Genomic DNA, 24,469 nt, shown 5'->3' on the forward strand with positions numbered 1-24,469 from the left:
CGCCTAAAACGGAACGTCGTCGTCGAGATCGTCGTCGAAGGCGCCGCCGGCCGGGGCCGAGCCCGAGCTCTGGCCGCCGCCATAACCATCGTCCGACTGGCCGCCGCCCCAGGCGCCCGCGCCGCCGGACGCCGCGCCGCCGCCGCCTCCACCGCCGCCGTCCCGGCCGTCGAGCATCGTCATGCTGCCGTTGAAGCCGTCGATCACGATTTCGGTCGAATAGCGGTCGTTACCCGACTGGTCCTGCCATTTGCGGGTCCGCAGCTGGCCTTCGATATAGACTTTGGAACCCTTGCGCAGATAGCGTTCGGCGACATTGGCCAGCCCTTCGGAGAAGATCGCGACGCTGTGCCATTCGGTGCGCTCCTTGCGCTCGCCGGTCTGCTTGTCCTTCCAGCTTTCCGAGGTCGCGATGCGCAGGTTGCAGACCTTGCCGCCGTTCGAAAAGGTCCGGCTTTCGGGGTCCCGGCCCAGATTGCCGATCAGGATTACCTTGTTGACGCTGCCCGCCATTATCGTCTCCGAGTCTCTTGGTTGAGGCTTTCGCCTACAACCCGGCGGCGGTTGCTGTCCAATAGGTTATTCCCGCCGCGGCATAGGCAAGGGCAAACAGGTAAAGCAGCATGAATCCCGGCCATCGCCAGCTGTTGGTTTCGCGCCGCGTGACCGCGATCGTCGACAGGCATTGCGGCGCGAAAACGAACCAGGCGAGGAAGGCGAGGGCGGTCGGCAGGCTCCACCGGGCCTGCAGCCGCTGGGAGAGCGATTGTTCGGCCTGCGCCTCGTCGCTCTCGTCGATCGAATAGGTGGTCGCGAGCGCCGACACGGCAACCTCGCGCGCCGCCATCGCCGGGATCAGCGCGAGGCTGATCTCCTCGTTGAAACCGATCGGCGCCATGACGACGTTGAGGCCCTTGGCGACGCGGCCGGCGGCCGAATATTCGCTTTGCGTCATCGTGCTGCCCTCGGGCACCTGCGGGAAAGAGAGCAGCACCCACAGGACGATGGTCGTCGCGAAGATGATCGTGCCCGCGCGCCTCAGGAAGATATAGCCGCGCTGCCACAGGCCGATCAGCAGGTCGCGCAGCGAGGGCAGCTGATATTTCGGCATTTCCATGATGAAGCTCGCCGCCGCACCCTTGGCGACCGTGCGCCGGAGGACCAGCGCGGCGAGCATCGCGCCGATGACGCCGGCGACATACAGGCCGAACAGCACCAGCCCCTGCCGCCCGATGCCCGGCCCCACCGTATCGTTGGCGATAAACGCGCCGATGATGATCGTGTAGACCGGCAGCCGCGCCGAGCAGGTCATCAGCGGGGCGATGAGGATCGTCGTCAGCCGGTCCTTGGGATCGGCGATCGTCCGCGTCGCCATGATCCCGGGGATCGCGCAGGCGAAGGAGGAGAGGAGCGGGATGAAGGAGGATCCCGACAGGCCGAAACGGCTCATCATCCGGTCCATGAGGAAGGCCGCGCGCGTCATATAGCCCGTGCCTTCGAGCAGCAGGATGAAGAAGAAGAGGATCAGGATCTGCGGCAGGAAGACGATGACCGAACCGACGCCGTTGATCACGCCGTCGATCAGCAGGGATTTCGCGAATCCGTCGGGCAGGCCCGCATCGACGCCGCCGGCGATCCAGCCCTGCGCGGCCTCTATCCCGTCCATCATCGGCGTCGCCCAGGCGAACACCGCCTGGAAGATCAGGAACAGCAGCGCCAGGAGCACCACGAGGCCGATCACCGGGTGCAGCAATATCCTGTCGATCCGCCGCGTCCATTGCCGGCCCGGCGCCTCGCTGAGAATCGCCCGGCGGGCGAGATCGCGCGCGCGCCGAGTATCGAGGATCGTGTCATATTCGTCGCCATCGCCGCGGCCCGGCTCGATTTTGCGCAGATTGCCCTGCGCCACCGCCTCGCCGACCGCGGCCTTGAGCTCCGCCATGCCGCGCTTGCGCACGGCGACGGTGGGGATCACCGGCACGCCAAGTTCGCGCGAAAGGATCTCGGGGTCGATCTCCAGCCCGTCGCGGGTCGCAAGGTCGATCATGTTGAGCGCGACGACCATCGGCAAGCCGAGCTCGGCCAGCTGGAGCGCGAAGCGCAGGTGATTTTCGAGATTGGCCGCATCGACGACGACGATCAGCGCGTCGGGCAGTCGCTCGCCCTCCTGCTTGCCGATGACGACATCGCGCGTCACCGCTTCGTCGGGGCTCGAGGGATCGAGGCTGTAGGCGCCGGGCAGGTCGATCAGTTCGACCGGCCGCCCGTCCTCCAGCGCCAGCCGCCCGGCATGGCGCTCCACGGTGACGCCGGGATAATTGCCGACCTTCTGCCGCGCGCCGGTCAGCGCGTTGAACAGGGCGCTCTTGCCGGCATTGGGATTGCCGACCAGCGCAACCAGCGGGATCGTCGTCACGCCGCTTCGACTTCCGGTTCCGAAACGTCCACCTGGATGACAAGGGCATGGGCCCGGCGCACGGCGACCGTCATCCGCCCGACCTTGCAGGCGACGGGATCGCGGCCGAACGGCGCGCGGTGCAGCGGCTCTATCGTAACGCCTTCGTCGAAGCCGAGTTCGCGCAGGCGCTTGGCGTCGCCGGGCGCGAGGGCGGCCCAGTCGATCGCGGCAATGCGCGCGGCCTGGTTTAGCGGCAAATCATCGAGAATCACGCGACTCATCCATTCAAAGTTCGTTGCTGCGAGTGATTATCAATAACGAAAGCGAAAGGCCAGCCTTTGCTGCTATCGCCCCGGATAGCGCAAGCGGCCCAGGAAGCGCGTGACGCTGAACCGCTGGTCGGGATCGCCGGCCAGCCGCTTCTTGAAGGTTTCGAAATCGGCGACATTGCCGAGCCGCCGGTCGAGAAAGGCGATGGTTTCCGCCTCGCCCTCGCTCTCGTCGTCGAGCCAGGCCATGATCGTGGACCCGTAGACTCCGGCCAATATGCCCCGTTTGCTATAATGGTTGAAATCGGTCGCGGTATCGCCGGCCAACCGCCACATCGCATCGGCCGAACGCCAGGAGAGTTTCGCGGCAAGCGGCATGTTCTGCGGCATGGCGAGGATCGCCAGCGCGCGGCGCAGCGCTTCCCTGGCCGGCCGGGCGATCTCGATACGCTTGAGCACCGCTGCGCGGATACGCTTGTGCACGGGCATCGCCGCCAGCTCTTGGGCGGAGAAAGCCGCCGCCATTTCCGCGTCGATTCCGGCGAACCAGGCATCGATCATGTCGGCCGCGCCTTTCGGAAAGGCGAGCCTCGCCTGATCCGGATCGATCTCCAGCTCCTCCGCCGCGCGTTCCACCGCGGCATCGCTCCAGCCGTCGAACGCGGCATGGGCGGCGATACGCGGCGCGAGATGCGTCCTCATTTCGTCGAGTGTCGGGTCCTGGGGAAGCGGTTCGGCCATGCGCCCGTCCATAGGCCGATCGGCGGTGCGCGCCAAGCCATGCGGCGCGTGGGGAGGAGATGCGCAGATGACAGGCAGCCACGCTTTTGGTAGTTCAGGCGCGCAATGCGGCCCTTGGGCGGGCCGCCAATAAAAGAGGGGACGCAAATGGCAAAATTATTCGGGAATCTGAACCTTGTGCTGGCCGTCGGCGTGGTCGTGCTGCTGGCGATCATGTTCGGCCTTCATGGCGATGTGATGGGCGAAGGCTATGCCAATGCCTTCATGCGTTATCTCCACGTGCTGTGCGGCATCATGTGGATCGGCCTGCTCTATTATTTCAACTTCGTGCAGGTGCCGGCGATGCCGGGCATCCCCGCCGAACAGAAAGGCGCGGTGACCGGCCATATCGCCCCCAAGGCGCTGTTCTGGTTCCGCTGGGCGGCCGCCTTCACGGTGCTGACCGGGCTCACCGTCGCGCATCTTTCGGGCTATGTTACCGAGGCGCTGACCTTGCAGCCGGGCGTTCGCCTGATCGGCATCGGCATGTGGATGGCGCTGATCATGGCGTTCAACGTCTGGTTCATCATCTGGCCTGCCCAGAAGAAGATCCTCGGCATCGTCGAGGCGGATGACGCCGCCAAGGCCGCAGCCGCGCCGCGCGCCTTGATCGCATCGCGGCTCAACACGCTGCTTTCGATCCCCATGCTCTACTGCATGGTGACGCAGGGCATGCTCGGCAGCTAGCCGCGCGCGTCGGCCCGGCTTTAGGCGGGCCTAGAAAAGCTTGGACGCCGCGCTCTGGTCAAGGGCGCGGCGTCTCTTATTTACAGCCAAGACATTCTTGCAGGGGACCCCTTCATGGCTTCGCTTTTCGATCCCATTACGCTTGGCGCGATAGAGGCGCCCAACCGCATCCTGATGGCGCCGCTCACGCGCGCCCGCGCGACGCGAGACCATGTGCCGACGCCGGTCATGGCCGAATATTACAGCCAGCGCGCCGGCGCGGGCCTGATCATTTCCGAAGCGACCGGCATGTCCCGCCAGGGGCTGGGCTGGCCCTTTGCCCCGGGCCTGTGGACCGACGAGCAGACCGAAGCCTGGAAGCCGATCACCGCCGCCGTCCACGATGCCGGCGGACGGATCGTCTCCCAGCTCTGGCATATGGGGCGGATCGTCCATCCTTCCTTTCTCGGCGGCGGACAGCCGGTTTCCGCCTCGGCGACGACCGCGCCCGGACAGGCGCACACCTATGACGGCAAGCAGGACTATGCCGAGGCCCGGCCGCTGCGCGCGGACGAAATTCCCGGGTTGCTTGACGATTATGCCCGGGCCGCGCGCAACGCCATGCTGGCCGGCTTCGATGGCGTTCAGATCCATGCCGCTAACGGCTATCTGATCGACCAGTTCCTGCGCGACGGCACCAATCTGCGCGACGATGCCTATGGCGGATCGCCGGACAACCGCACGCGGCTGCTCGACGAGATCGCCCGCACCGTCGTCCGCGAAGTCGGGGGCGACCGCACCTCGGTCCGCCTCTCGCCCAATGGCGATTCGCAAGGGACCAACGACAGCCATCCCGAAAATGTGTTTCCGCTGGCCGCGCAGAAGCTTGCCGATGCCGGCATCGCCTTTCTCGAACTGCGCGAACCCGGGCCGGACGGCACTTTCGGGCAAACCGACGTGCCGAAGCTCTCGCCGCTGATCCGCAAGGCCTTTAGCGGCCCGCTGATCCTCAATTCCGACTATGGCAAGGAAGATGGGCAGGCTGCGCTCGACAGCGGCATCGCCGATGCGATCACCTATGGCCGGCCGTTCATTTCCAACCCCGATCTGCCGTGCCGCTTCGCCGAGAACATCCCGCTCGCCGAGGGCGATTACCAGACCTGGTACAGCCAGGGCCGCGAAGGCTATGTCGATTATCCCTTCGCTGCGGCAACCGCCGCCGCAGCGGGATAGCGGCTAGCCGGCGAAACGCTGGCCGAGATCGAACATGGCGATGGCGGCCTTGGCCGCCTCCCCGCCCTTGTCCTTCTGGTCCGGCCGCGCGCGGACTTCCGCCTGATCGCCATTTTCGACCGTGAGGATGCCGTTGCCGATGGGAATGCCGTCCATCGTCAGCGCCATCAGCGCGCGCGCGCTTTCGTTCGAAACGATCTCGAAATGATAGGTTTCGCCGCGGATGACGACGCCGATCGCGACGAACCCGTCATATTGGCCGGTTTCCGCGGCCATCGCGACCGCGCCCGGAATTTCGAGCGCGCCGGGAACCGTGATCACCTCATGGCCATGCCCGGCCTCGTCCAGCGCCGCTTTCGCGCCCTCGATCAGCCAGTCATTATATTGGTCGTAGAAGCGCGCTTCGACGATCAGGAATTTGGCCATGGGTCTAATCCTCGCTGTCGATCGCGCGTTCGCCGACGACCGACAGGCCATAGGCATCGAGGCCCACCATGCTGTGATGGGTGTTGGTGAGCAGGATCATGTCCTGCACGCCAAGCTCGGTGAGGATCTGCGCGCCGACGCCATAATCGCGCAATTCTTCCATATTGGGCCGCTCCTGCCCGGACTTGAACTTCAGCGCGCGGGTGAGCGGGGAATTGGTCTCGCGGTTGATGACGACGACGACGCCCGAGCCCTCCTCGCCGATGATTTCCATCGAGCGCGATAGCATCGAACCGCGCGGGCCCTCCTCTCCCAGCATATCCGCAAAGGCCGAAATGGCGTGCATGCGGACGAGCGTGGGCTTTTCGGGATCGACCTTGCCCTTGACCAGCGCCACCTGTTCGGTGCCCGTCGCCTTGTTGCGGAAGGACATCGCCTTCCAGTCGCCGCCCCAGCGGCTCGTGAAGGGCGCTTCGCCGGTCGGCTCGACGAGATGATCGTGCTTGCGGCGATAGGCGATCAGATCGCGGATCGTGCCGATCTTGAGATTGTGGAGCTGCGCGAACGCGACGAGGTCGGTCATCCGCGCCATCGTGCCGTCTTCGTTCATGATCTCGCAGATCACGCCCGAGGGATTGAGCCCGGCGAGGCGGGAGATATCGACCGCCGCCTCGGTATGGCCGGCGCGTACCAGCACGCCGCCGGGCCGGGCGACGAGCGGGAAGACATGGCCGGGGGTGACGATCTCCTCCTTGCCCTTGGACGCATCGATCGCGACCGAAACGGTGCGCGCGCGATCCGCCGCGGAGATTCCGGTGGTGACGCCCTCGCGCGCCTCGATCGAAACGGTAAAGGCGGTTTCGTGCCGGGTCTCGTTGTTGCGGGTCATCAGGTCGAGGCCGAGTTGCTCGGTGCGATCCTTGGTCAGCGCGAGGCAGATCAGGCCGCGGCCATATTTGGCCATGAAGTTGATCGCATCGGGCGTCGCCATCTGCGCGGGGATCACGAGATCGCCCTCATTTTCCCGGTCCTCGTCGTCGACAAGGATGAACATCCGCCCGTTGCGCGCCGCCTCGATAATCTCTTCGGGAGAGGCGAGCGCCGCGCCGCCGCCCGTCACCAGATAGGTTTCGAGCTTTTTCAGCGTGTCGGCGGTCGGGTTCCACTCCTCCTCGTCGAGCTGGCGCAGCGAATTGGGGTGCAGGCCGACGGCCTTGGCGAGGCCCGCCTTGGTGACTTCGCCCGAGGCGACGAGATCGCGGATATTGCGGATGAGCGGTGTAGACATGGCGGCCGATTATCACAATACAATGTGACGATCAACTGAGGAATCACATTATAGGGTGGAAACCTGTTTCATGCGACCCAGGTAACGCGCCAGGACATCGATTTCTATGTTCATCTTCCGGCCGGGCGCCAGTTTGTCGAAGGTCGTCATCGCCGCCGTATGGGGGATGATATTGACCGTGAACTCGGTGGGGCCGTCGGTATCAGTCACACTGTTAACCGTCAGCGACACACCGTCAAGGGCGATCGATCCCTTGGCCGCGATATAGGGCGCAAGCTCGGCAGGCGCGCGAAGGGTGACGACCGTCGAATCGCCGTCGGCCTCGGCCGAGACGATCTCGCCGATCCCGTCGACATGGCCGGTGACGATATGTCCGCCCAGCTCGTCGCCCACTTTGAGCGCGCGCTCGAGGTTGAGCCGCGCGCCCTCGTCCCACTGGCCGGGCGCCGTGCGGGCCACGGTCTCGGCGGACAGATCGACGGCGAACCAGCCGTCCGGTCCCTCTGCGCCCTTGTCCACGACCGTCAGGCAAGCGCCCGAACAGGCGATCGACGCACCGAGATCGACGCCGTCCATAGCGTAGGAACAGGCGATTTCGAGGCGCAGGTCGCCGCGCTGCTCGGCTTTGCGGATCGTGCCGATATCGGTGATGATTCCGGTAAACATCAGCTATCCTCTTGGCGCCTCATGCGGGCGGAAAACCGGTTCCCGTTTTTCCTCATGAGGCGCGCTCGTATACTTCGAACCGGTCCTTGCCAAGCATCCGGCTGTCGGCAAGCCGCCAGCGGCCATGCGCATTCTCCAGATTTCCGAGCCCGATATCGCCGAGCGCGGAGAGGCCCCGGCCGATCAGGATCGGCGCGCGATAGAGGATCAGCCTGTCGACCAGGTCGGCGCCGGCAAAGGCGGCGGCCGCCCCCGCTCCGCCTTCGACGAGCAGATAATCGATGCCCTCCAGATCGCGTATCGCCTCCGGGCTCGGGAGATGCCGCCAGTCGGGCTGCTCGGCGCGCAGATCGAGCTTGGAAAAATTGCTCCAGTCATGGGTCAGCACCGCGCGGACCGGCGACCGGTTCCCGAGCCCCGAAAGCCGGACATCGAGCGTCGGGTGATCGGCCTCCACCGTCGCCCGGCCGACGACGATCATGTCGGCAAGCGCGCGCTCGACATGGCCGTGCGCGCGCGCTTCGGGGCCCGTGATCCACTGACTGGAACCGTCGGGCAGCGCGACCTGCCCGTCGAGCGAGGTTGCGAGCTTCAAGGTGACGTGCGGCCGCCCCTTTTCGAGCCGCGTGAAAAAACCCGCCATCGCGCGCCGGGCCTCGTCCGCCATCACGCCTTCGACCACCTCTATCCCGGCGGCGCGCAGCCGCGCCACGCCCTTGCCATCGGTACGCGGATCGGGATCGGGCGCGGCGACGATAACCCGGGCGGGCCGGGCGGCGGCCAGCAGATCGGCGCAGGCCGGGCCGCGCGCGCTTTCATGCGCGCAGGGTTCCAAGGTCACATAGACATCCGCGCCTGCCGCATCGGCGCCGTCCAGCGCGTCGGCCTCGGCATGGGGCCGGCCGCCGGGGCGGGTCCAGCCGCGCGAGACGATCTTGCCGTCGCGCACGATGACGCAGCCGACATTGGGATTGGGCGCGGTGCGGCCGCGGCCGCGCATCGACAGGGCGATGGCGGCGGCCATGAAGCGCGGATCAGCTATCCTCGTCACCATTGCCGACGGTCGCCGCGCCGTCGCCGGGCCGGGCCAGCCGTTCGCGATTATCCTCGGTGATGCGATCGGCCTCGGCCGCCGCCTCGCGGTCATAGTCGATGCCCATCCGGTCGGCCATTTCCTGAAAACGCTGGCGGCGCAGCGCCCGCTGCTCGTTGGCGTCGAGCGCGAGCTCCCGCTGCCGTTCGATGATTTCCTCGTCGGTGCGATCGGCCGACCAGCTTTCGGCGTAGATGATCACGGGCTCGGTCGGCATGATATTGGTCCGCCCGTCGAGCACGAACAGCCAGATGATGAAGCAGGGAATCGCCATCGCCGGGATCAGCGCAAGCCAGTTGTGGCGTTCGCGGCGCGACACGAACGACCGGATATCGCGCCAGATCGTCCGGGGTTTGGGCGGGATCATCACCATCCGCACCAGATAGGCGATGCGGCGGCCTTTCGCCAGAGGACCGCCGAACCGCCGGACACCGGCGCCTAGCCGTTGATCTGGAACACCACCGTGTGCTGTTGCCAGCTATCGACCGGCCGGCCGCCGCGCGTTGCCGGTTCGAACCGCCAGCGGCGCAGCGCATGGCCGGTCGTCGCCTCGCAGAACGCCGGGTTGGTGCTGCGCACCGCTTCGGCGGCATCGACCCGGCCGTTAGCCGCGACGTGCACCCGCACCGTGCACGTCCCCTCCACCTCCTGGCGCAGCAACCGGCTCGGATAGGGTGGCTGAAGCCCGGAAGGATGGATCTGCGCCTGCAGAAATTCCGGTTCGGGCGGCGGAGGCGGGGGGGGCGCCGGCGGCAGTTGCGGGAGATCGTTGAAAGCCGTTTCCACCCGCTGCACCGGCCGCAAGGGCAGCGGTTCGATAACCAAGTCGGTCGCCATCGGCGTTGCGGGCGGATTTTCGGGCGGGGTCGGCGGCTCTATCGGGGGGGGTATGACGTCCGGCTCGACATTGATCACATCGATCGGAATCATCTCCTGAATCGGAATCGCCCCTGATTTCACGAGAAACGCCGCCGTGATCGCCGCGCCGTGCAGCGCGATAACGATCGCTATGGCCGACGGGCTGTGCCGCGACTGGCGCAGGAAGCCCGAATTTTCTTGCCGATATACAGTCATCCTCTTCCTCCTTCGGCTTGTTGATATCAGGTATGATACAACATTACATGAACGAGGTCCAGAGAAACGGGTGCAGGGCTCGGCAGCCCCGGCGGCATCGATCGAGAAGCTGGCGGAAATGCGCGCTCAGTCGCGCAGGCGCATCAGCCCTTCCTGGGCCACGCTGGCGACGAGCTTGCCGTCCTGCGTGAAAATCTGCCCGCGGTTGAAACCGCGCGCATGGCCGGTCCAGGGCGAATCGGTTGCGTAGAGCAGCCATTCGTCGGCGCGGAAATCCTCGTGCAGCCACAGCGAATGATCGAGGCTCGCCATTTGAAGCCCCGGATGGCTCATCCAGTTGATCCCGTGGACCAGGGTGCTGGTGCCGAGCAGGGTCATGTCGGACGCATACGCGAGCACCGCCTGGTGCAACCTTCGGTCGCCATTGAGCGGCGCCACGGTACGAAACCAGGTCGCGCTGGCCGGCGCCGATTTTTCCGGCTTTGTCGGGTGCCGCCGCTCGGTGGGGCGCAATTCTATCGAACGCTGGCGCAGCACGCGCTTGCGAAACGCTTCGGGAATGTCGGCGGCATGTTCGCGCCAGTACTCGGCCTCGCTCTGCAAATCTTCCGGCGGCGGCACATCGGGCATGGCGAACTGGTGCGAGAGCCCGTCTTCGGGCCGCTGGAAATTTGCCGCCATGTTGAGGATCGGCTGGCCCTTTTGCAGCGCGATGATCCGGCGCGTCGAGAAACTGCGTCCGTCGCGATCCCGCTCGATCCTATAGATGATCGGGAAATCCTCATTGCCCGGCCGCATGAAATAGGCGTGGAGCGAATGGGCGATCAGATCCTCGTCGACCGAGAGATTCGCCGCAACCAGCGCCTGGGCGATCACCTGACCGCCGAACACGCGACCGACCCCGCCGGGAAGCCGGGGGCCCCGGTAAAGATCGGTATCGAGCTCTTCCACCGTGAGCAGGTCGACCAGCTTGCCGACCAGCTCTTGCGGAGTCTTCAGCCCCTGGCCGAACGAATCGTCTTCTTTCTCCAAACCCTGTTCCTTGTTCGTGCAATTCGGTTTCGCGCGGCTTTGCTATGCCGCTTCTTCCTGGTCGGCCTGGCCGGAATCGAGGCTCGCGTAAACCGCCTGGGTCGCTTCCTGGGTGAAAGTCGTCGCGGGCGAGGGCATCAGCTGGATATAGCCGCCGATGCGCAGCCCGTTGCCGCGATCGGCGGTGCCGACGGTGCTCGCCGCGCCGCCCCAGCCATAGGTGCCCGCGCCCTCGCCGCCCGGCACCGCTTCGGCCCGCATCCGGCCGGCCGCGCCGAAGCCCTGCCCGGCAAGCCCGGCCGGCATTTCGACGCCTTCGGGCAAAAGATTGGACATGGCGAGCCGCGCGGTTTCGCTTGCCATGACGCGCGCGCCGGGGATCGCGCCTTCGCCCAGGCACATCGCGAGGAAGCGATCATAGTCGCGCGCGCTGGAAACCAGCCCGGCGCCGCCATAGAGGAATTGCGGCGGATCGGCGTAGACCGAGTTCGCCGCCGGATCGAGGACCACCGGCGGGGAATCCTCGACCACGCCGTGATTGTCGGTAAGCAGCGCAAGCTTGTCGTCGGGCACCTGGAAAAAGGTGTTCGCCATGCCGAGCGGATCGAACAGCCGTTGCTGCAGGAACGCATCGAAGCCCATGCCCGAAACCGTTTCGATGACATGCCCCATCAGGTCGAGCGAAACCGAATAGCTCCATACCGAGCCCGGATCGGCGATCAGCGGCAAGGTCGCCAGCCGCTCGGAAAATTCGGCAAGGCTCGACGGGCGGCTTTCGACATTGGGGGTCGGCTCGTTGCGGATAACCCCCGGCTCCAGCCCCAGCCGCTGATATTCGCCGAGCAACGGCCCGGTGGTGACGATCGTATAGCCAAGGCCCGCGGTATGGGTGAGCAGGTTGCGGATGGTGATCGGCCGCGCGGCGGGACGCGCCTCGAGGCTCGCCTGCGGATCGACCAGCACCTGCGGATCGGAAAATTCGGGCAGGATGTCAGCGATATTCTGGTCGAGGCTCATCGCCCCGTCCTCGATCAGCATCATCGCCGCCATGCCGGTGATCGGCTTGGTCATCGAATAGACGCGCCAGAGCGAATCCTGGTCGATCGCGCGCGATTCGACACGGCTCGCGGTGCCGGAAGCGAAATAGCGCGGCGCTTCCTGTCCCCGGCCGATAGCGATGATGCCGCCCGGCAGCGAGGTGCGTTCGAGATAGGCCTCGAGAAATGCCTGCACGCCGGCCCAGTCCCCGGCTTCCGCCAGCGCAGCAATCGCTTTCGTCGCCGCGCCGCCGAGCCCCATTATGGCCGCGCCTGCCCCCAGCGAAGCGAGAAAATTGCGGCGATCCATCACTGCCTTGCCCATCATGCCATCCCCTTTTTCGATTCGTTTTTGGTTTTCCTTTGCAACCAGCATTGCCGGACAAGCCCGATTCGGCAATCCCGAACCCCCGGCATTTCATGCCGGGAAATTACGCCGGACGCTTAAGAATGGCGGCCCAGCCGGGCGAGGGCGCGCTCGCGCCCGATCAGCGGCAGCAGCGCTGCCATTTCCGGGCCATGATCGCGCCCGGTGAGCGCCTGGCGCAGCGGCAGGAACAGCGCGCGGCCCTTGCGGCCGGTTTCGGCCTTCAGCGCATCGGTAAGCGCGTGCCAGACATCGCCCGACCAATCGAGATCCGCCGCCACGGCTTCCGCCCGATCGAGAAAGGCTGCGGTCTCTTCGTCGAAAGCGACCGCGTCGACCGGCCCCTCGACGACATGCCACCAGTCGGCGGCCTCGGCGAGCGTCGCGAGATTCGGGCGGATCGCCTCCCAGCCGCCGGCGTCCACGCCCTCGGGCAAGCGGTCGCGCACGGCCCCGAAATCGAGCTGATGGACGATCTTGGTGTTGAGGCCCTTGAGCTCCTCCAGATCGAACCGCGCCGGGGCGCGGCCGAAATGGGCGAAATCGAAACCGGCAACGAGCGGCGCGGTATCGACGAACGGCTCGACGGAATCGCTGGTGCCGATCCGCGCGAGCAAGGAGAGGACGGCCATCGGCTCGATCCCCTCCTCACGGAAACTCTCGACGCCGAGCGAACCGAGGCGTTTCGAGAGCTTGCCCTCGCTGCCGACGAGCAGCGCCTCATGCGCAAAGGCCGGAGGCGAGGCGCCCATCGCTTCGAACATCTGCAGCTGCAACCCGGTATTGGTGACATGATCCTCGCCGCGCACGACATGAGTGGTGCCCATCTCCGCATCGTCGACGGCGCTCGGCAGCATGTAAAGCCAGCTCCCGTCTTCGCGCCGAATGACGGGATCGGAGAGCAGGGCAGGATCGAAATGCTGCGGGCCGCGAACAAGATCGTCCCATGCGATCGGTGAGCCATGATCGAGCTTGAAGCGCCAATGCGGCTGCCGCCCCTCGGCTTCGAACGCGGCGATTTGCGCCTCGGTCAGCCCAAGCGCCGCTCGATCGTAGACGGGCGGCTTGCCGCGGCCGAGCAGGACCTTGCGCTTGAGCTCCAGCTCCTGCGGCGTTTCGTAGCAGGGATAGACGCGCCCGGCCGAGCGCAACCGCGCGAACGCGGCCTCATAGTGATCGAAACGGGCGGACTGGCGCTCCTCGCCATCCATATCGAGCCCGAGCCAGACGAGATCGGCGCGGATCGCCTCGGCGAAGGCCTCGGTGGAGCGCTCGGTATCGGTATCGTCGAGCCGCAACAGGAAGCGCCCGCCCTCTTTGCGCGCATACAGCCAATTGTGGAGCGCCGTGCGGATATTGCCGACATGAAGCCGTCCGGTCGGCGAGGGGGCGAAGCGGGTAACGATAGTCATGGCTGGGCTAGTAGACTAAGAAGCGCTTTCGGTAAGCCCGAAATGAGACAGAGAACGATGAAATCTTCGACGCTCCCGTCTTTCGCATTGTCGATCGGCGTTATCTGGATCATTGCGTTCGCGCCCAAAGCAGCGGCAACAACCTTTTTTGAACAGGCGTTTGTCTGTCCGATCGGCGGAGAAGAATTCACGGCGGCCGTCGTCGGCAGCAATACGACTTTCGGGTCGAGGCCCGATGGCCGGCCCTATAGTCCGCTCCCCGTTTACCCGATCACCGAATGCCCGGGAAACGGTTTCCTGATCTTTCAGGACGAGTGGACGGATGAAGAGCTGGCGATTTTGGAGGCCGCCGTCGAAACTCGCGAATATCAGCAGATGCGGGCGGAAGAGACCCCCTATTACCGACTTTGGTGGCTCGCTGGCCAAGTCGATGCGCCCGCCCATATCCTTGCGCGTCATCTGATGGTGGCGAGCTGGGAAACTGACGGAAATATTGCCAGGAAGACGCGCTATCAGCAGGCCTTTGCCGATGCGGTGGCCAGTCTCGACCGAACCGCCGAAACCGGAAACTGGTTCTGGCTCTCTTTACGCGCAGCGAATGCGCGGCGCGAACTGGGACAGTTCGAAGCTGCAGAAACCGAATTTGCGGCGGTCGAGCAGAGCCTCCCCGCCATATCCGAGGAACGCGAACGGGAATATACCGTTGAGTTCCTGACGGTGCAGAGGCAATTGATTGCCGAGGGAAACGCCGCCTCGGAGCCGGTTACGCTCGTGCCAGCAATGTCGGCCATTTTCCGATGCGTACTGGCCGGCAACGATCTGACCGAAAGCGAAGTGCAAGCCTGCCAATCCGACGACGTCCAGGAAGCGATCGCGGGATATACTGCTCGGACATCCGACGGGGCGCGGTTGTCAGGGGTCGAGGCGATTCGCCATGTGGCGGCACGTAACCAGAACAATCACTAGCGAGTTTCTTACATCGAGCGAAAGGCGTTGGTGATCGGATAGCGGCGGTCGCGGCCGAAATTGCGGGCGCCGATCTTGACGCCGGGCGGCGACTGGCGGCGCTTATATTCGGCGATATAGAGCAGTCGCTCGATCCGCTGCACGGTTTCCCGGTCATGGCCGCGCGCGATGATCTCCTCGCCGCTGACTTCCTCCTCGACCAGCGCCTTCAGGATCGCGTCGAGTATCTCGTATTCGGGCAGCGAATCGGAATCCTTCTGGTCCTCGCGCAGTTCGGCCGAGGGCGGTTTCGTGATCACATTGCCCGGCATCACCGGCCCTTCGGGGCCCATCGCAAGGCTGGGCCGCGTCTGGTTGCGGAAATGCGAAAGCGCGAACACGGTGGTCTTATAAACGTCCTTCAGCACCGAATAGCCGCCCGCCATATCGCCATAGATGGTCGCGTAGCCGACCGCCATTTCGGACTTGTTGCCGGTGGTCAGCAGCATGTGGCCGAACTTGTTGGAGAGCGCCATCAGGGTGACGCCGCGGATGCGCGACTGGATATTTTCCTCGGTGATATCGACATCGGCATCGGCGAAGCTGCCCTCGAGCATCGCGTCGAAACCCTCGACCGCCGGGTTGATCGGGATCGTATCGAGCTTGCAGCCCAGGAGCCGCGCGCATTCCGCGGCATCGTCGAGGCTTTCCTGGCTGGTGAAGCGCGAGGGCATCATGATGCACCACACCCGGTCCGCGCCCAGCGCATCGACGGCGACGGCAGCCGAAAGCGCGCTGTCGATCCCGCCGGACAGGCCGAGCACGACACCGGGGAAACGGTTGCGGTTCACATAATCGCGCAGGCCCACGAGCATCGCATGGTAGATATCGGCCGGATTTGCGTCGAGCTGATGCTGCGGCCCGTCCGTGCATTCCCAACCGCGACCGCGCCGCTCCCAGATCGTCGTCGCGATCTCTTCTTCCCAGTCGGCGAACTGCCAGGCGATATCGCCGTCGGAATTGAGGATGAAGGAAGAGCCGTCGAAGACGATCTCGTCCTGCCCGCCGACCCGGTTGAGATAGGCGAGCGGCAGGCCGGTCGTCGCGACGCGCCCCTTGGCGAGCGCGAGGCGGACATCGTCCTTGTCGACCTCATAGGGGCTGCCATTGGGCACGATCAGCAATTCCGCGCCGCGCTGCGCCAGATGCGCGCAGACGCCGTCGATCCAGATATCCTCGCAGATCGGCACGCCGAGCTTCACCCCGCGAAAATCGATCGGTTCGGGCAGCGGACCGGCATCGAACAGGCGCAGTTCGTCGAACGTGCCGTAATTGGGCAGTTCGCGCTTGCGGGTGATCGCCGCGACCTCGCCGCCCTCGAGCAGCGCCATCGCGTTATAGAGCTTGCCCTGTTCGGCGATCGCGGTGCCGACGAGCATCGCCGGCCCGTCCTTGGCGGTGGACTTCGCCATCCGCTGGAGCTCGGCCCAGGCGCGTTCGATGAGGACGGGCTTCAGCACCAGATCCTCGGGCGGATAGCCGATCAGCTGGAGTTCGGGAAAAACCACCAGATCGGCATCCGGGCAATCGGCCCGCACGCCCAGCATCGCATCGGCATTGCCGGGCAAATCGCCCATTACCTGGTTGAGTTGCGCGAAAGCGATGGCGAGCCGGTCGGTCATGGCCCGCTCTTAGGCGGAGCCGTCGGTTGCGGCAACGCCTTCAGCCGAAGAGCAGGACACCCAACAACCGGCCGGGCACAAAGGTGAAAGCCCCCGCAACGACCAGCCCGATATAGACGGCCTCCATGGCGCGGCGGTGCCCCCGGACATCGCCGACCCGGATCCGCCAGATCGCCAGCGGAATGGAAATCAATGTCGTCACCGAAAAGATATGGATGAAGGAAAGGCCGTCGCCGACCCCGAAACTGGCGATCGCCGTGACGACCATCAGCATCGCCCAGATCCGGCCGAGCCTTTTGTGGAGACGGTCTCCCTTGCGCCGCAACAGCAGATAAGCGCCCAGCGGCAGCGCCGGAAGGAAGGTCGCCAGATGGATGATCAGCGGCAGCGGCAGGTTCGGCTGCACGGCTTTCGCCTCGCCGGGCCCGAAACTGAGCGCGGTGAGCACCGCGGTCAGCACCGCGATGCCCAGGCCGATCGTCAGGACGGGGACGATGCCGAGCCCCGATGCGGCGGCGATTTTCGAGTCTTCGATGGTGGTCATGGCCGGTCTTTCCGTTCGCGATTGCGGTGTCCGGCCCCTTGTGCCGGGCTGCCGATGGCGGGCAATGCGAACTGCGTCAGGGGCGCATTTTCTTCGCCAAAGCCGCCGATTTGCGCTACTTGCCCATTCACGAAGCGCGAAAGGAACAGGGGGATGATGTCCTGGCGGCGGCTGGCCATCGAAATTTTCATCATCGTGGCGATCAGCGCGCTGCTCGGCGCGATCGGCCCTTTCGGCACGTCCGTCCTGCCCCTGCCGGTCCGGCTTCTCTACTGGATCGGGGTCGCGCTGGTCGGTTATATCTTCTACCGGCCGGTGCTTGCGGTCGCCCGCTGGCTTTCGGAAGAAACCGCCATTCCGCTCTGGCTGGCGCTTGTTCTCGCCGCCGCCCTGGCGTCGCTGCCGCTGACCTTCGTCGTCGGTTTCGTCTTCTCCGGAATGCGGAGCGAGGGCTTTTCCGGGCTACGCTATAACCCGGCGATTTTCGGCGACGCCTTCCCATTGCTCTATCTGCAGGTCTTCGGGATCGGCATCGCGATCCAGATCGCCATGCGGCTGCTGTTCGGCGATGTCCGGGCCGAGAATAGCGAGCCAGCCCTGCCGCCTCCGGCGCCGCGCACGCCGCTCGACATCAACGAGCTGGCATTCGCCGGACGCCCCGACGCCGCCTTCTTCCGCCGCCTGCCTCCCGAACTCGGCAACCATCTGGTCTGCCTCGAAATGCAGGATCACTATGTGAAAGCCCATACGCTGAAGGGGAGCACGATGCTGCTGATGCGGCTCAAGGATGCCATCGCCGAGCTGGGCGGGCTGGAAGGCATGCAGGTCCATCGCAGCTGGTGGGTCGCGCGCAGCGAAGTGCGCGCGATCCGGCGCGAGGGACGCAATATCCGGCTGGAGCTCGCCAACGGCATCCTCGCCCCGGTTTCGCGCAACCGGCAGGAGGCGCTGAAGCGCGAAGGCTGGCTGTGACGCTTTCTCGCCGCGCTATCCCCTAAATGCGGGGTTGATCCTGTTCCGTTTTTTTCGGACAGGCCCTAAGGATAGCCGCAAAGGGGACAAGCGTTCATGAAATTGTTGTCGGGCAATTCCAACCTGCCGTTGGCCAGTGCGATCTCGCAATATCTGGAGATTCCGCTCACCGAGGCCAATGTCCGCCGGTTTGCCGATGAGGAAATCTTCGTCGAGATCCTGGAAAATGTGCGCGGCGAGGATGTCTTCGTCGTCCAGTCGACAAGCTATCCCGCGAACGACAATCTGATGGAATTGCTGATCGTCATCGATGCGCTCAAACGCGCCTCGGCCAAGCGGATCACCGCCGTCATGCCCTATTTCGGCTATGCCCGGCAGGACCGCAAACCCGGCCCCCGTACGCCGATTTCTTCCAAACTCGTCGCCAACCTGATCACCGTCGCCGGCGCCAACCGCGTGCTGACCATGGATCTGCATGCCGGCCAGATTCAGGGCTTCTTCGATATCCCGACCGACAATCTCTATGGCGCGCCGGTGATGGCGGCGGACATATCCGCGCGCTTTTCGAGCAAGGACATCACGGTCGTCTCGCCCGATGTCGGCGGCGTCGTCCGCGCCCGTGCGCTGGCCAAGCGGCTCGACAATGCGCCGCTGGCGATCATCGACAAACGCCGCGAACGGCCCGGCGAATCGGAAGTCATGAACATCATCGGCAATGTCGAGGGGCGCTTCTGCATCATCGTCGACGATATCGTCGATTCGGCCGGAACGCTGTGCAACGCCGCCGCGGCGATGAAGGAGGCCGGCGCGGAAGAAGTCGTCGCTTATTGCACCCATGGCGTCCTTTCCGGCGGCGCGGTCGCACGGGTCGACGGATCGGTGATGAAGGAACTGGTGATCACCGATTCGATCGGCAATCACGATGCGATCGCCGAATCGGCCAATATCCGGCACCTCCCCATCGCCCCGCTGTTCGCCGAAGCGATCCGCCGCATCGCCGACGAAAGCTCGGTTTCGAGTCTGTTCGACTAGCGCCAGCCGTGATACCGGCGAACGCGTGAAAGCCGATTTGTTCACCCATCCCCTGCATCTCGGCCTCGGCGCGACCGCCGTGCCGCAGCCTGCATTCACCGGCATGGACTGGTATGCCGATTATGGCACGCGCAATGCCGGCGACGGCAAGGAAGGCCGGCTCGTCAGCATGCACCGCTTTTCCGAAAACTGGGATGTGTGGGAAATGCACCCGGTTGGCGACGAGGCCGTGATCTGCCTGGAAGGCGCGATGACCCTGCATCAGGAATTGGCGGACGGCGGCACGGCGACGGTCACGCTCGGCCCGGGCGAATATACGGTCAATCCGCCCGGATGCTGGCACACGGCGGATGTCGAAGGGAATGCGACGGCGCTGTTCATCACCGCCGGCGAAGGCACGGAGCATCGGCCGCGACCATGACCCCCAAGGATATCGATCTGGCAAACCGCCTCGCCGAAGCGGCGGGCGAAGCGATCCGGCCTTTTTTCCGCGCCGCGTTCACGCTCGAGGACAAGGCGGACGCGACCCCGGTGACCGAGGCCGACAAGGCCGCCGAAACCGCGATTCGTGCGATCCTGGAAAAGGAACGCCCCGAGGACGGCATTGTCGGCGAGGAATATGGCGCGGTCCGCCAAGGCGCGGCGCGGCAATGGATACTCGATCCGATCGACGGCACGACCAGCTTTATCGCCGGGCGCCCCATCTTCGGCACGCTGATCGCGCTGTTGCAGGATGGCTGGCCGGTACTCGGCATCATCGACCAACCGATCGCCCGCGAACGCTGGGTCGGCGCGATCGGCGCGGCGACGACCTTCAACGGAGAGCCCGTCCGCACGCGACCGTGCCGCGCGCTCGCCCAGGCTTCGCTCGCGACGACCAGCCCGCACGCCTTCGATTCGCACGAGGGCGAACATTTCCTGCATCTCGCCGGCAAGGTCGCGCCGCGCCGCATCATCTATGGCGGCGATTGCTATAATTACGGGCTCGTCGCCTCGGGCCATATCGACATCGTCGTCGAGGCCAATCTCGCGCTTCACGATTTTGCCGCCCTCGCCCCTATCATCGAGGGCGCAGGCGGGCAGATGGCGGACTGGAACGGCGAACCGCTATCGGGCGACACCGACGGCCGCGTCATCGCGCTCGGCGATCCCGCGCGGCTCGACGATGTGCTCGAGGCGCTCCATGCGGATCACGGGCACCGGCATTAGGCGCAAAAACCGTTGCCTTTGAGGGGCCGCATCGTTATACGCGCCGACTTCCAACGATTTCGAAGGAACTGTCCGGCCAGTATGGGCTGCCGAGGCCGTTCGCAGATCGTCAGACTTTAAGGAGACGAAAATGCCCAAGCTGAAGACCAAGAGCGGTGTGAAGAAGCGCTTCAAGATCACCGCAACAGGCAAGGTTTTGCACGGCGTCGCAGGTAAGCGGCACCGGCTGATCAGCCATAATTCGAAATATATCCGCCAGAATCGCGGCACCACCCAAGTGGCCGACGCCGATGCGAAAACGGTCAAAAAATGGGCGCCCTACGGGCTGAGGAAATAGCGATATGGCACGCATCAAACGCGGGACGACCACGAAGGCCCGCCACAAAAACCTTCTGAAACAGGCCAAGGGCTATTGGGGCCGCCGCAAGAACACCGTTCGCGTGGCGCGCCAGGCAGTCGAAAAAGCCGGGCAGTACGCCTATCGCGACCGCAAGGTGAACAAGCGCAATTTCCGTGCGCTCTGGATCCAGCGGATCAACGCGGCGGTGCGCGCCGAGGATCTGACCTATGCGCGCTTCATGCACGGGCTGAAGCTCGCCGAGATCGAACTCGACCGCAAGGTGCTCGCCGATCTCGCGATGAACGAGCCGGAGGCGTTTAGCGCCGTCGTTGCCCAGAGCAAGGATGCGCTCGCTAAAGCCTGAGGCTGCGACACAAGAAACCCGGTAGCACCACCGGAATTTCGCATTATGAAAGGGCGCGCGGAGCTACAGGCTCCCCGCGCCCTTTTGTGTTTTCAGCCAGCACCCCCTACCGGACCCCATGACCATGACAGAACAAGAACCCGATCTGGAGCAGCTGGAAACCGACCTGCTCGCCGCGCTCGAAACCACGGCGGGGCTCGACGGGCTCGATGCGGTCCGCGTCCATGCGCTCGGCAAGAATGGCGTAATCACGGGGCTGCTGAAAACGCTGGGCGGCATGACCCCCGAACAGCGGCAGGTCGAAGGCCCGAAGATCAACGGCCTGCGTTCGCGGCTTGCCGATGCCATCGCGGCAAAGAAGGCCGCGCTCGAAACCGCCGACCTCGACGCCCGGCTCGCTTCCGAAACGCTCGACCTGTCGCTGCCGCCGGCCGCCGCCCCGCAAGGCACCGTCCACCCGGTTTCCCAGGTGATGGACGAGCTGGCCGAGATCTTCGCCGATCTCGGCTTCGCGGTCGCGACGGGCCCGGAGATCGAGGATGACTGGCACAATTTCACCGCGCTCAACATCCCCGCGAGCCATCCCGCGCGGGCGATGCACGACACATTCTATTTCCCGGAAAACCAGCAGCGCGATGGCAAACCGACCCTGCTGCGCACCCACACCTCTCCGGTCCAGATCCGCACCATGACCTCGCAAGAGCCGCCGATCCGGATCATCGCGCCCGGCCGCACCTATCGCAGCGACAGCGACGCGACCCACACGCCGATGTTCCACCAGGTCGAGGGCCTCGTCATCGACCGCGACATCCATATGGGCCATCTCAAATGGACGCTGGAAACCTTCGTGAAGGCGTTTTTCGAGCGCGACGATATCGTCCTGCGCTTCCGCCCCAGCTATTTTCCCTTCACCGAGCCCTCGGCCGAAGTCGATGTCGGCTATAGCCTCGAAAACGGCCGGCGGATCATCGGCGGCGATCCGAACGCCGAAGAAGGCGGCTGGATGGAAATTCTGGGCTCCGGCATGGTCAACCGCCATGTCATCGAAGCCTGCGGGCTCGACCCCGACGAATGGCAGGGCTTCGCCTTTGGCTGCGGCATCGACCGGCTCGCCATGCTCAAATACGGGATGGACGATCTGCGGGCGTTCTTCGACGGCGATCTGCGCTGGCTCCGCCATTACGGCTTCTCGGCGCTCGACGTGCCGACGCTCAGCGAGGGAGTCGGCCGATGAAATTCACCGTCTCCTGGCTCAAGGACCATCTCGACACCGATGCCGATCTCGATGGCATCCTCGACACGCTGACCGCGATCGGGCTCGAGGTCGAGGGCGTCGAAAATCCGGGCGAAAAGCTCGCCGATTTCAGAATCGCCAAGGTGATTTCGGCGGCCAAGCATCCCAATGCCGACAAGCTGCAATTGCTGACCGTCGATACCGGCGAGGGCGATCCGGTGCAGGTGGTGTGCGGCGCGCCCAATGCGCGGGCCGGGATGACCGGCGTGTTCGCGGCGCCGGGCACCTATGTGCCGGGCATCGACATGACCCTGAAACCCGCCAAGATCCGCGACGTGGAAAGCTTCGGCATGATGTGTTCGGAGCGGGAGCTGGAACTGTCGGACGCGCATGAAGGGATCATCGATCTCGGCGAAGATTCGGGCGCGGAAGTTGGCGAAGCTTATGCACACTGGGCAGGGCTCGACGATCCGGTAATCGACATCGCGATTACCCCCAACCGGCAGGATTGCATGGGGGTAAGGGGCGTGGCGCGGGATCTCGCGGCGGCCGGGCTCGGGACGCTGAAGCCCTTGCAAGTTCCTGACATCGAAGGGGAAGGCGCGGCCGATATTGCGATTCGCACCGACGACCCCGAAGGCTGCCCGGCCTTTTTCGGGCGCACGGTTTCAGGCGTGATGAACGGCGCCTCGCCGGCCTGGATGCAGAAGCGCCTGCGCGCGATCGGGCAGAAGCCGATCTCCGCGCTGGTCGACATCACCAACTATATCATGATCGATCATGGCCGCCCGCTGCACGTCTATGACCGCGCGAAACTCGGCGCGGCGCTGTTCGCCCGCCGCGCGAGCGATGGCGAAAATGTGCTCGCGCTCAATGGCAAAAGCTATCGCCTCGACGCGACGATGACGGTGATCGCGGACGATGAAGGCGTCCACGATATCGGCGGCATCATGGGCGGCGAACATAGCTCGGTGCAGCCGGAAACCACGGAAATCGTGATCGAATGCGCTTATTTCGATCCCGAAACGATCGCGCTGACCGGCCAGCGGCTCGGCCTTGCCAGCGACGCCCGCACCCGCTTCGAACGCGGCGTCGATCCGGCGTTCCTCGACGACGGCCTCGCCATCGCGACGCAGATGGTTCTCGATATATGCGGCGGCAGCGCGAGCGAAGTCGTGCGCGCCGGCACCCCGCCCGAAGGCACGAAGACGCTTCGCTACGACCCGCAACTTTGCGCAACCTTGGGCGGCCTCGACGTCCCCATCGACAGGCAGCGCGCATCGCTCGAATCCCTCGGCTTCACCGTCGAGGGAGACGGGCCGTTCACCGTTACGGTGCCGAGCTGGCGCCGCGATATCGACGGCGCGCCCGATTTCGTCGAGGAAGTGCTGCGCCTCGAACGCTTCGATTCCATCCCCTCGGTCGCCCTGCCCCGCGCCGAAGGCGTGGCGAGACCGACCGCTTCGCCCGAACAGAAACGCGAACGCACGGTGCGCCGCGCCGCCGCCGCACGCGGGCTGAACGAAGCGGTAACCTGGAGCTTCATTTCGCAAGACGAAGCCGCGCTTTCGGGCGATAGTTCAGATTCGGGAGCGCCCTGGGCGCTCGCCAACCCGATCAGCGAAGAGATGAAGGTGATGCGCACCTCGATGATCCCGGGCCTCGCCGCTGCGGCCAAGCGCAACGCGGATCGCGGCGCCGCGTCCATCCAGCTGTTCGAGGTCGGCCGCCGCTATCTGGAGGATGCCGAACACCCGACGCTCGGCCTTATACTCGCCGGCGCGCGCAGCCCGCGCCACTGGCAGGGCGGCGGCGCGCCCTTCGATGCGTTCGACGCCAAGGCCGAGGCGCTGGCGATCCTCGACGCGGCCGGCGCGCCGGTCGACAAGCTGCAGCTGTTCGGCGAAACCTCCGGTCTTTATCATCCGGGCCGTTCGGGCCGGCTGTGCCTCGGGCCGAAAAACACGCTCGCCGAATTCGGCGAACTCCACCCGGCGACCCTGAAGGCGCTCGATCTCGACGGACCTGCCATGGCCGCCGAGATCTTCCTCGACGCGATCCCGATGCCCAAGGCGACAGGCGGCCATATGCGCGCGGCCTATGCGCCGCCGGCGCTGCAGGCGGTGACCCGCGACTTCGCCTTCCTGATCGACGCCGACGCCCCGGCGGGAGACCTGCTGCGCGCGGTGAAGAATGCCGAGAAACAGCATCTGGCCGAAGCCCGCATTTTCGATATCTTCGAGGGCGAGCATGTGCCCGAGGGCAAGAAATCGGTCGCGATCGAGCTTACCCTCCAGCCCGGCGAGCGCAGCTTCACCGATGAGGAGCTAAAGGCGATTTCCGACACGGTGGTCGCCGCCGCGCAGAAAGCGGGAGGCGAACTCCGAGGATAATCCCGCCTTTGGG

At 65.1% G+C, this 24,469-nt stretch carries 26 protein-coding genes; 11 read left to right on the forward strand and 15 right to left on the reverse strand.

Translation table 11 applies throughout. From position 1 onward, the window contains the following. Positions 1–3: 3 nt before the first annotated feature. The 4 genes from ssb to H6P80_RS01180 all read right to left on the reverse strand — a co-directional run bounded on the left by ssb (position 4) and on the right by H6P80_RS01180 (position 3,420). A complete protein-coding gene (ssb, locus tag H6P80_RS01165; RefSeq protein ID WP_221892850.1) occupies positions 4–513 on the reverse strand; it encodes a single-stranded DNA-binding protein in 510 nt (169 codons plus the stop codon). Between the two features lie 34 nt (positions 514–547). Further along, positions 548–2,416: a ferrous iron transporter B gene (gene feoB / locus H6P80_RS01170; protein ID WP_185799524.1), complete on the reverse strand. Its 1,869-nt coding sequence runs from the start codon at positions 2,414–2,416 to the stop codon at positions 548–550. After that, positions 2,413–2,679, reverse strand: coding sequence for a FeoA family protein (locus H6P80_RS01175; protein WP_185799525.1), 267 nt, complete (start codon positions 2,677–2,679; stop codon positions 2,413–2,415). Before H6P80_RS01175 ends, feoB begins: the two co-directional genes overlap by 4 nt. A gap of 63 nt (positions 2,680–2,742) precedes the next feature. Then, positions 2,743–3,420, reverse strand: coding sequence for a COQ9 family protein (locus H6P80_RS01180; protein ID WP_407947225.1), 678 nt, complete (start codon positions 3,418–3,420; stop codon positions 2,743–2,745). A gap of 135 nt (positions 3,421–3,555) precedes the next feature. Here H6P80_RS01180 and H6P80_RS01185 point away from each other — a divergent pair, with 135 nt between their 5' ends. Continuing rightward, positions 3,556–4,134 carry a urate hydroxylase PuuD gene (locus tag H6P80_RS01185; RefSeq protein WP_185799527.1) on the forward strand — a complete coding sequence of 193 codons (579 nt, stop codon included), beginning with the start codon at positions 3,556–3,558 and terminating at the stop codon, positions 4,132–4,134. Positions 4,135–4,248: 114 nt separating this feature from the next. After that, positions 4,249–5,346 (forward strand): alkene reductase, encoded by a 1,098-nt coding sequence (locus tag H6P80_RS01190; RefSeq protein WP_185799528.1) that lies wholly within the window; start codon positions 4,249–4,251, stop codon positions 5,344–5,346. A 3-nt stretch (positions 5,347–5,349) separates the two neighbouring features. Here the strand turns inward: H6P80_RS01190 and ribH are convergent, their stop codons facing one another. From ribH to gltX, 9 genes are all read right to left on the reverse strand, one after another. Further along, positions 5,350–5,772, reverse strand: coding sequence for a 6,7-dimethyl-8-ribityllumazine synthase (ribH, locus tag H6P80_RS01195; protein ID WP_185799529.1), 423 nt, complete (start codon positions 5,770–5,772; stop codon positions 5,350–5,352). A 4-nt stretch (positions 5,773–5,776) separates the two neighbouring features. Then, positions 5,777–7,060, reverse strand: a complete 1,284-nt coding sequence (gene ribB / locus H6P80_RS01200; protein WP_185799530.1) for a 3,4-dihydroxy-2-butanone-4-phosphate synthase — start codon at positions 7,058–7,060, stop codon at positions 5,777–5,779. A 48-nt stretch (positions 7,061–7,108) separates the two neighbouring features. After that, positions 7,109–7,726: a riboflavin synthase gene (locus tag H6P80_RS01205; protein WP_185799531.1), complete on the reverse strand. Its 618-nt coding sequence runs from the start codon at positions 7,724–7,726 to the stop codon at positions 7,109–7,111. 52 nt (positions 7,727–7,778) lie between these two features. Further along, entirely contained in the window at positions 7,779–8,750 is a 972-nt protein-coding gene (ribD, locus tag H6P80_RS01210; protein WP_185800923.1) for a bifunctional diaminohydroxyphosphoribosylaminopyrimidine deaminase/5-amino-6-(5-phosphoribosylamino)uracil reductase RibD, read from the reverse strand. A gap of 10 nt (positions 8,751–8,760) precedes the next feature. Next, positions 8,761–9,186, reverse strand: coding sequence for a hypothetical protein (locus H6P80_RS01215; protein ID WP_185799532.1), 426 nt, complete (start codon positions 9,184–9,186; stop codon positions 8,761–8,763). A 71-nt stretch (positions 9,187–9,257) separates the two neighbouring features. Continuing rightward, positions 9,258–9,893: an energy transducer TonB gene (locus H6P80_RS01220; protein WP_185799533.1), complete on the reverse strand. Its 636-nt coding sequence runs from the start codon at positions 9,891–9,893 to the stop codon at positions 9,258–9,260. 126 nt (positions 9,894–10,019) lie between these two features. Then, complete coding sequence (locus H6P80_RS01225) at positions 10,020–10,925, reverse strand: acyl-CoA thioesterase (protein WP_407947213.1); 906 nt, start codon at positions 10,923–10,925, stop codon at positions 10,020–10,022. Between the two features lie 42 nt (positions 10,926–10,967). Then, positions 10,968–12,290 carry a serine hydrolase domain-containing protein gene (locus H6P80_RS01230; protein WP_185799534.1) on the reverse strand — a complete coding sequence of 441 codons (1,323 nt, stop codon included), beginning with the start codon at positions 12,288–12,290 and terminating at the stop codon, positions 10,968–10,970. 116 nt (positions 12,291–12,406) lie between these two features. Further along, positions 12,407–13,741, reverse strand: coding sequence for a glutamate--tRNA ligase (gene gltX, locus H6P80_RS01235; RefSeq protein WP_185799535.1), 1,335 nt, complete (start codon positions 13,739–13,741; stop codon positions 12,407–12,409). Between the two features lie 57 nt (positions 13,742–13,798). On the opposite strand from gltX, the gene H6P80_RS01240 reads away from it, so the two are divergent. After that, a complete protein-coding gene (locus H6P80_RS01240; protein ID WP_185799536.1) occupies positions 13,799–14,707 on the forward strand; it encodes a hypothetical protein in 909 nt (302 codons plus the stop codon). Between the two features lie 8 nt (positions 14,708–14,715). On the opposite strand, the gene H6P80_RS01245 is transcribed toward H6P80_RS01240, so the two are convergent. Further along, positions 14,716–16,368: an NAD+ synthase gene (locus H6P80_RS01245; protein ID WP_185799537.1), complete on the reverse strand. Its 1,653-nt coding sequence runs from the start codon at positions 16,366–16,368 to the stop codon at positions 14,716–14,718. A gap of 40 nt (positions 16,369–16,408) precedes the next feature. Continuing rightward, positions 16,409–16,912, reverse strand: a complete 504-nt coding sequence (locus H6P80_RS01250) for a DUF2306 domain-containing protein (RefSeq protein WP_185799538.1) — start codon at positions 16,910–16,912, stop codon at positions 16,409–16,411. A 153-nt stretch (positions 16,913–17,065) separates the two neighbouring features. On the opposite strand from H6P80_RS01250, the gene H6P80_RS01255 reads away from it, so the two are divergent. The 8 genes from H6P80_RS01255 to pheT all read left to right on the forward strand — a co-directional run bounded on the left by H6P80_RS01255 (position 17,066) and on the right by pheT (position 24,456). After that, positions 17,066–17,884, forward strand: coding sequence for a LytTR family DNA-binding domain-containing protein (locus H6P80_RS01255; protein ID WP_185799539.1), 819 nt, complete (start codon positions 17,066–17,068; stop codon positions 17,882–17,884). Between the two features lie 96 nt (positions 17,885–17,980). Further along, positions 17,981–18,916 carry a ribose-phosphate pyrophosphokinase gene (locus H6P80_RS01260; protein WP_185799540.1) on the forward strand — a complete coding sequence of 312 codons (936 nt, stop codon included), beginning with the start codon at positions 17,981–17,983 and terminating at the stop codon, positions 18,914–18,916. Between the two features lie 25 nt (positions 18,917–18,941). Then, positions 18,942–19,337 carry a cupin domain-containing protein gene (locus tag H6P80_RS01265; protein ID WP_328804912.1) on the forward strand — a complete coding sequence of 132 codons (396 nt, stop codon included), beginning with the start codon at positions 18,942–18,944 and terminating at the stop codon, positions 19,335–19,337. Next, on the forward strand, positions 19,334–20,125 hold the full coding sequence (gene hisN, locus H6P80_RS01270) for a histidinol-phosphatase (RefSeq protein WP_185799542.1): 792 nt from the start codon (positions 19,334–19,336) through the stop codon (positions 20,123–20,125). The genes H6P80_RS01265 and hisN overlap by 4 nt, the downstream gene beginning before the upstream one ends. Before the next feature lie 130 nt (positions 20,126–20,255). After that, complete coding sequence (gene rpmI, locus H6P80_RS01275) at positions 20,256–20,462, forward strand: 50S ribosomal protein L35 (RefSeq protein WP_185799543.1); 207 nt, start codon at positions 20,256–20,258, stop codon at positions 20,460–20,462. Positions 20,463–20,466: 4 nt separating this feature from the next. Next, positions 20,467–20,829 carry a 50S ribosomal protein L20 gene (gene rplT / locus H6P80_RS01280; RefSeq protein ID WP_185799544.1) on the forward strand — a complete coding sequence of 121 codons (363 nt, stop codon included), beginning with the start codon at positions 20,467–20,469 and terminating at the stop codon, positions 20,827–20,829. A 124-nt stretch (positions 20,830–20,953) separates the two neighbouring features. Beyond that, on the forward strand, positions 20,954–22,063 hold the full coding sequence (gene pheS / locus H6P80_RS01285) for a phenylalanine--tRNA ligase subunit alpha (RefSeq protein WP_185799545.1): 1,110 nt from the start codon (positions 20,954–20,956) through the stop codon (positions 22,061–22,063). Beyond that, positions 22,060–24,456, forward strand: a complete 2,397-nt coding sequence (gene pheT / locus H6P80_RS01290; protein WP_185799546.1) for a phenylalanine--tRNA ligase subunit beta — start codon at positions 22,060–22,062, stop codon at positions 24,454–24,456. The genes pheS and pheT overlap by 4 nt, the downstream gene beginning before the upstream one ends. Positions 24,457–24,469 lie beyond the last annotated feature (13 nt).

The sequence above is a fragment of the Parasphingopyxis marina genome (assembly GCF_014237875.1).
In the GTDB taxonomy this organism is placed as follows: domain Bacteria; phylum Pseudomonadota; class Alphaproteobacteria; order Sphingomonadales; family Sphingomonadaceae; genus Parasphingopyxis; species Parasphingopyxis marina.